The 6,168-nt window shown below is 41.6% G+C and carries 5 protein-coding genes; 1 reads left to right on the top strand and 4 read right to left on the bottom strand.

The window, feature by feature from the left end; all coding sequences use genetic code 11:
- Window positions 1-494: 494 nt before the first annotated feature.
- On the bottom strand, window positions 495-2,675 hold the full coding sequence (gene katG / locus QMA00_RS18340; RefSeq protein ID WP_076922584.1) for a catalase/peroxidase HPI: 2,181 nt from the start codon (window positions 2,673-2,675) through the stop codon (window positions 495-497).
- 650 nt (window positions 2,676-3,325) lie between these two features.
- Here katG and QMA00_RS18335 point away from each other — a divergent pair.
- Entirely contained in the window at window positions 3,326-4,207 is an 882-nt protein-coding gene (locus QMA00_RS18335) for a tetratricopeptide repeat protein (RefSeq protein ID WP_076922583.1), read from the top strand.
- Window positions 4,208-4,219: 12 nt separating this feature from the next.
- On the opposite strand, the gene QMA00_RS18330 is transcribed toward QMA00_RS18335, so the two are convergent.
- The 3 genes from QMA00_RS18330 to QMA00_RS18320 all read right to left on the bottom strand — a co-directional run bounded on the left by QMA00_RS18330 (window position 4,220) and on the right by QMA00_RS18320 (window position 6,085).
- A complete protein-coding gene (locus QMA00_RS18330; protein ID WP_076922582.1) occupies window positions 4,220-4,540 on the bottom strand; it encodes a hypothetical protein in 321 nt (106 codons plus the stop codon).
- Window positions 4,541-4,549: 9 nt separating this feature from the next.
- Window positions 4,550-5,251, bottom strand: a complete 702-nt coding sequence (locus tag QMA00_RS18325; protein ID WP_076922581.1) for a nuclear transport factor 2 family protein — start codon at window positions 5,249-5,251, stop codon at window positions 4,550-4,552.
- Window positions 5,252-5,341: 90 nt separating this feature from the next.
- On the bottom strand, window positions 5,342-6,085 hold the full coding sequence (locus QMA00_RS18320; protein WP_076922580.1) for a ferredoxin--NADP reductase: 744 nt from the start codon (window positions 6,083-6,085) through the stop codon (window positions 5,342-5,344).
- Between the last annotated feature and the right edge of the window lie 83 nt (window positions 6,086-6,168).

The raw sequence follows: 6,168 nt of genomic DNA, 5'->3' as shown, positions 1-6,168 counted from the left end.
GCAGCATTGTGCTTGGTATCAATTAAAACGCAATTGGTAGTTTATTTATAAAAAAGCAAAGAAAGGCTGTGTTTTTTGCTCATTTGCACTCATTCTTTGCTGTTTGTGCAAATAGGTTTTAAGTGATTTATTGACCACAGAGATTAAGAGACGCTGCGCTGAAAGAGTAGGTTAAAGGTTCAGTGCTGATATGACTAGGTGTACAAACTATTTGTACAAGCTCGCTGCTCGCCACGCGAAGCCCGTCATCTTCTTACTCGCTTCTCTGTGCTCAAACAAGAAATTAGATTTAAACGTTAGATAAATGCGCGAGGTAAACTCCCGCCTACGGATATGATTAACATCTGGATTTAACGTAGGTGGGGCTTTATGCCGCGCAAGACCAAGGTCATTGAACTATACCCGCAGCTCGTAACCTTTAACCTTTAACCTTTAACCTTTAAGTAATTATAAAAAAAGGAGCATTGCTGCTCCTTTTTAAATTTTACTTAGGTTTATTTAATATCAAACCTATCGGCGTTCATTACTTTTACCCATGCGGCGACAAAGTCGTGTACAAAACGGGTTTTGTTATCGTCTTGAGCATAAAACTCTGCCAATGCACGGAGTATTGAGTTTGAACCAAACACTAAATCAACCCGCGTAGCCGTGTACTTGGTTTTACCGCTTGCACGGTCAATTATGTTGTACTCGCCTTTGCTTGCAGGTTCCCAGCGGTTGTTCATGTCAGTTAAATTAACAAAGAAGTCGTTACTGAGTACGCCTACGTTATCGGTAAATACACCATGAGCACGATTGCCATAGTTAGTACCCAGTACGCGCATACCGCCTAGTAACACGCTCATTTCTGGTGCGGTTAGCCCCATTAATTGGCTGCGCTCTAGTAATAGCTCCTCGGCGGATACAGCGTAGTCTTTTTTCAACCAATTTCTAAAACCATCATGAATTGGCTCTAATGGCTCAAATGACTCTGCGTCGGTCATGTCATCACTAGCATCGCCACGCCCTGGGGCAAACGGTACGGTTATATCAACCCCTGCCTTTTTAGCCGCTTGCTCAACCGCAGCGGTACCGCCAAGTACAATTAAGTCGGCCATACTAACAGGCTTAGTTAAACTCGCTTGCAGTGTTTCAAGTGCGCTAAGTACTTTAGCTAAACGCGCAGGCTCGTTACCTTGCCAGTTATTTTGCGGAGCAAGGCGAATACGGGCGCCATTTGCACCACCACGGTGATCGGAGCCTCTGTAAGTGCGGGCGCTATCCCATGCGGTATTAATTAAGTCGGTTTCACTTAATCCACTATTAAGTAGCTTCGCTTTTAAATCGGTTATTTCAGCGTCGCTTAGGGTGTAATCAACTGCAGGAATAGGATCTTGCCAAATTAAATCTTCGCCTGGTACATCGGCGCCCAAATAACGTGATTTTGGCCCTAAATCACGGTGGGTTAACTTAAACCATGCGCGGGCAAATACGTCAGTAAAGTACTCAAAATCGTCATTAAAACGCTCAATAATTTTACGATATGCGGGGTCGAGCTTCATTGCCATGTCGGCATCGGTCATTATTGGGTTTAAACGAATTGATGAGTCTTCCACATCAACGGGTTTATCTTCTTCTTTAATATTAACCGGCTCCCACTGATGAGCACCGGCAGGGCTTTTTGTTAGCTCCCATTCGTAATTGAGTAACAATTTACAATAGCCGTTATCCCATTTCGTTGGGTAAGTTGTCCATGCGCCCTCAATACCTGAGGTCATGGTATCGCGGCCAATGCCACGCGTTTTATGGTTATTCCAACCAAGGCCTTGCTCGTGCACGTCGGCAGCTTCTGGCTCTGGGCCTAAGTTTTCTTCTTTACCGTTACCATGCGTTTTACCTACAGTGTGGCCACCAACGGTGAGTGCTGCGGTTTCTTCGTCGTTCATGGCCATGCGGGCGAAGGTTTCGCGGACTTGATCTGCGGTTTTAAGCGGATCGGGCTTGCCATTAACCCCTTCTGGGTTTACATAAATTAAGCCCATTTGTACTGCTGCTAATGGGTTTTCCATGGTGTCGGGTTTATCAACCTGGGTATAACGCTCATCACTAGGCGCAAGCCATTCTTTTTCTGCGCCCCAGTAAACGTCTTTTTCTGGGTGCCAAATATCTTCACGGCCGCCAGCAAAGCCAAAGGTTTTAAGTCCCATTGATTCGTACGCCATATTACCGGCTAAAATAATTAAATCGGCCCATGAAAGCTTGTTGCCATATTTCTTTTTAATTGGCCATAATAAACGGCGCGCTTTATCTAGGTTGGCATTATCTGGCCACGAATTAAGTGGTGCAAAACGTTGATTACCGGTACCACCACCGCCTCGACCATCAGCTAAACGGTACGAGCCCGCAGAGTGCCATGCCATACGGATCATCAGGCCACCATAGTGCCCCCAATCAGCTGGCCACCAAGGTTGGCTTTGAGTCATTAAATCTTTTAAATCGGTTTTAAGTGCTTCTAGGTCGAGTGAATTAAACGCGTCGGCGTAATTAAAGTCGCTGTCGTAGGGGCTGCTTTTGCTATCGTGCTGATGAAGAATGTCTAAATTCAGTGAGTTTGGCCACCAATCTGTATTGGTGTTTTCAGTTGTGGTATTACTGCCATGCATAACTGGGCATTTACCCGCTTTATGATTATCCATATTGAGCTCCTTTTTAAATATAAATAAAAACGCCCATGCTTACTGCTTTTGGCATTCACCAATTGGGAGCGCTGTTATTTTTTTGTCATTATAAGTGACGTGTATGGTCTCTGCTTATTCAATATACGTGTAGCTGCTTTGATACGCTAGGGCAAAGTAATGCTTTAAAACGATTACTCTCATTTATAAATATGATGGTGCTGCCAATGTTTGTGCTTAGCGTAAATAAATATTAACACTTTTTATAAAATAGATGATCGTTATTAAAAATAGCCACGTAATGTATGCTGAAGGGTTTGAAAGTGACTTAGGTTTTCTTAAGTGCACAGTGGAATCCCCCCCTTCGCCATGAAATTATAGTATAAAAGGTGTATAAACTATTTATGCACCTTTATTTCTTTTTTATTTTTATCTAGTTGAATTTAGTTAAGTAAAGATTCAGGTAGGCAAACTTATAATAGCACCTATCTCCTATTGTTCCCTTGATATGTTGATGTAGTTTTTTCCAGCCTACCTTGGGCTGGTTTTTTTTGCCTATAATTACTGCTACTCAAGTTAATGCCAGCTTCCCTATCCTCACCCTAGTACCAATGATGTGCGCATGTTAAAGTTAACAAAGCGATTAACTAATTTTTTAACTAGGCATATCAATGCGTTTTTATTTTTTACTATTTATTGTTTTTATAGGTGCTTCATCTGCGGTGCAAGCTGCTGATAAAAACACCGCAGCACTCAACGAGCAACAACAGCGTGAATTAGCACAGCTAGAAGCCCCTTTGTACAAACCATTACTTGAACGTTATATTCTCGACGAATTAAAGTCGGTTCGCCAAGATCAACAAAAACTGCGTGAAGACGTGACCAAACAAGTTACGCATGCACAGTTAGACACCGCCGATCGGGCGCTTACCTACACCACAGATACCATTAATAATGTATTTTTTATTATTACTGCCACCGCGTCTATTTTAGTATTGGTGGGCTGGAACTCGTTACGTGATGTAAAGAACAAAGTAGAAGATATAGTAAACACTCGAGTGAGTGTTATTACTGACGAGTACGAAGATCGCTTGAAAATATTAGAAGAAAAACTGCGTGTACGTTCTGAAGAAATACTCAGTAACCAAGAACGTATATCGATCACCAACGAAGTTCATTCGTTATGGATGCGAGCCAACCTAGAAAGTGATATTGCCAATAAAATTGAAATATTCGATGAGATTTTAAAACGTAAACCAGAAGATGTAGAAGCCATTGCCTACAAAGCGGATGCATTATTAGAGCTAAATGAGACTGAGCAAGCCATTGAACTTTGCAACCAAGCCATTGATATAGACAGCGATTACGGTTACGCCTATTGGCAAAGAGCCTGTGCGTATGCTTTAACGCATGAGCATGCAGATGCTCTAGCTGATATAAAAATGTCGCTTGAATACTCACCTAACTTACGAAACGAGCTACTTCACGAAAGTGCTTTTGCCAGCCTACATGATAACGATAGCTTTAATGCTATTGTTTCAAACGAAGCTTAGGGTCTGCTGACCCTAGCGTTTGAAGTATAAGTCTATTGATTTAGAGAGCAGCTCGTCTAGCTGCTCTTCAAAGTCTTCTATGTCAATTTCAAAATGATTTAAGTACGCTTTAGCCTGCACCTGAGATAAATTGCGGTTTTTAACGCTGTATTGGCGCTCACCTTTTTGCTTGTCGTATCGAGGTAAAAATAATAACTGCGCATAATAAGGCGATTTAATGTGCTTGTTCGCAAAGCGACAAAAGTCTTCAATGTGGTCTACGCCATCAGGGCCTAAACAGCCTGGCTCTACTCGATACATTACACGAATTTTTTTCTCGTCACTTAGCTGCATAATTAATAATTACCTAAAAAATAAAACCCTAACCACTTTACCATCTTTGATCTGATAACTTGATATAAGCTCTGAACGTTTATCTATAACGTTCGCATCCGTTGAACAGGTTTCTGACAGTTCATGGTCTATTACAATATCACCATGCACAATACGCTTGATTGGTGATGAGTGCAGACACTTAAGTTTTTTAAACATAATGCCATAACGCGCTATTAGTTTTTCTTTACCTTTAAATAATAGCTCATTCGGGAAAATATAAAACTCAACATCTTCATCATACATGCGAATAAATTCTTCAATGTTACGCGCGTTGTAAGCATTTACTAATTGCTCAACAACAGCAAGTGACTCACGCGACTGTTTTGCTTTGGCTTGTTGCCTTGCTGTAAGTGCCTCTTTTGCTTGTGTGACTGCTTGCTCAGCTTGCGCAACAGCCTGGGCTTTATCCGCTTTACTATTAGGCTGCTGAACGGGCTTTGTAGATTCGCTGCCAAGTACTTGAGAGTCATCTGCTTTTACTTTATCAACAACCGGCTTTTTTGGTGTATTAGCCTCTTGGCTTAATGTATCAAGCGCGTCTTGTTGTTGCGCTGCATTTTTTTGCTGTGTTTGTTTAGTCTCGTCCAGCGGTGTTGATTGCTCTATAGCATGACTATTTAACGTGAAAGCGGCCAATAAACAGGCACAAATAATAAATAAAGATTTCATGGATTTCCTAAGTACGAAGACTAAATACAATTAAAGCGCAACATAGCAAATTTTAGGCCTCTGAGATAGTTATTATAACGTTATAGCTAGCTACCAATACTGCTCAACCGTGATATGTCCCGGCTCTTTTCGACGATTACGCTTATAATTTTGAGCCAATAATAACTCTGTGGTGTCTTTAACCATTTGCGGATTACCACACAGCATAAATTGGGCGTTATTTGGTGTAGCGCATAACCCGACGTGCTCATATAAAGCGTTGTTTTCAATCACAGTGGTAATTCTGCCTGCTAAGCCTTGTAAAGGCTCCTCACGGCTAACTACTGGCACATAATTAAGCTGCCCAGGATGAGCCTTTAATAACTTATTAATTAGCTCCTGATAGCTTAAATCGCTATTTTGCCGTACACCATGCACTAAGTTGATATGTTTGTATTTTTGCCATACCTCACTTTGCTGCAATATTGATAAAAACGGGCCAATAGCGGTGCCGGTGCTAAGCATCCAAAGTTGTTCACTCGCTGGCACTTCGTCAAGGGTAAAAAAACCGCTAGCACGGCGCTCTATTAGTACAGTGTCACCTGGGGTTAGCTGTGCTAAATGCGATGACAATTGGCCATCGACTACATTAATTAAATAAAATTCTAAATTTGGATCATCTGGTGCGTTAACATACGAGTAAGCCCGAGCAATGCGTTTTTCACCGTCCATAACAGAGAGCTTTGTAAATTGCCCTGCTTTAAACGGTTCTACATCGGCGTTAACCGTTAAGCTAAATAACGATTCATTCCACCATTTAACTGACTTTACTGTGGCATCAATCCAATTAGACATAATTACTCCAGAGTGTAAAACGTGTTTTAGCTATCAGCTATCAGCTATCAGCTATCAGCTATCAGCTATCAGCTATCAGCTAT

This window comes from Pseudoalteromonas sp. APC 3694 (assembly GCF_030407565.1).
GTDB classification, from domain to species: Bacteria; Pseudomonadota; Gammaproteobacteria; order Enterobacterales; family Alteromonadaceae; genus Pseudoalteromonas; species Pseudoalteromonas tetraodonis.
This window is presented reverse-complemented; position numbering and strand designations above follow the sequence as displayed.